This is a genomic window from Microbulbifer epialgicus (assembly GCF_041447265.1).
Classification (GTDB): Bacteria; Pseudomonadota; Gammaproteobacteria; order Pseudomonadales; family Cellvibrionaceae; genus Microbulbifer; species Microbulbifer epialgicus.
Genome location: NZ_JBGMEK010000252.1, coordinates 1 through 884 on the forward strand (window position 1 = coordinate 1; position 884 = coordinate 884).

At 44.7% G+C, this 884-nt stretch carries 1 protein-coding gene; it reads left to right on the forward strand.

Annotated elements, in window-relative coordinates; all coding sequences use genetic code 11:
* Positions 1 to 454: 454 nt before the first annotated feature.
* Positions 455 to 884, forward strand: a 430-nt coding sequence (locus tag ACCI49_RS24840; protein ID WP_371841944.1) for a reverse transcriptase domain-containing protein, incomplete at its 3' end; no start/stop codon positions are given.

Below are 884 nucleotides of genomic sequence, written 5' to 3' on the forward strand. Positions count from 1 at the left end.
GAGGTGTGACGTAGGCGGAGCCAGTGGGCACGTGACCATTAAGCTCTCCATCCACAACTGGCCTGCGTTTTATAAATCCAGCATCTACGTGAAGAAAGTTAAATGTCTTACCCTGGGAGGTCTATAGGTTGTTAATGGAATAACTGAAAACTGAGAGATCAGTTTTGACCGGCCTATAGAAATCAGCAGAAGGCATAGTAGGCAGAGCTCGTGCTGCTGAAGGCCTGAACAATTCGGGACAGTATCATTAACACAGAGTTTGATGACTGCATCTGACAAGCAACCTAGTTGCCAGAAAAAAATGTTTTTTTCTGGGTGAACATCAAGCTGGAAACTTAATCGTACCTTGTTCAATTTTCCATCTCTTTTAATGCGACGAATTCTAGATAGGAATAATCTGTTTCGAGCATTACAACAAGTTTCTCGTAACCAGGGTGCGCCAGGTCTCGATGGTATGACGGTAAAACAGTTGCCGAAACACCTTAAGCAGACCTGTATTGAGACCCGGCAAAAGGTACTAAATAGTCGCTATCGACCTCAACCGGTAAAACGAGTCTTTATACCAAAAGGCAACGGAGGCCAACGTCCACTGGGTATACCCACGGTGCAAGATAGGTTGATCCAACAAGCTATCGCACAGATACTCAGTGAGCAGTGGGAACCGAAGTTTCATGCGCTTAGTTTTGGCTTTAGACCAAATCGATCAGCACATCAGGCGATCAAACAAGTTCAATATTTTGTTCGGCAAGGAAAGCGCTGGACGATAGATATGGACTTGAAATCCTTCTTTGACGAAGTGAATCATGACAAGCTTATGTCAACACTGAAGAAAAGCGGGATACCGGCTGATGTACTGGGGTTAATCAATCGCTACCTAAAAGCGC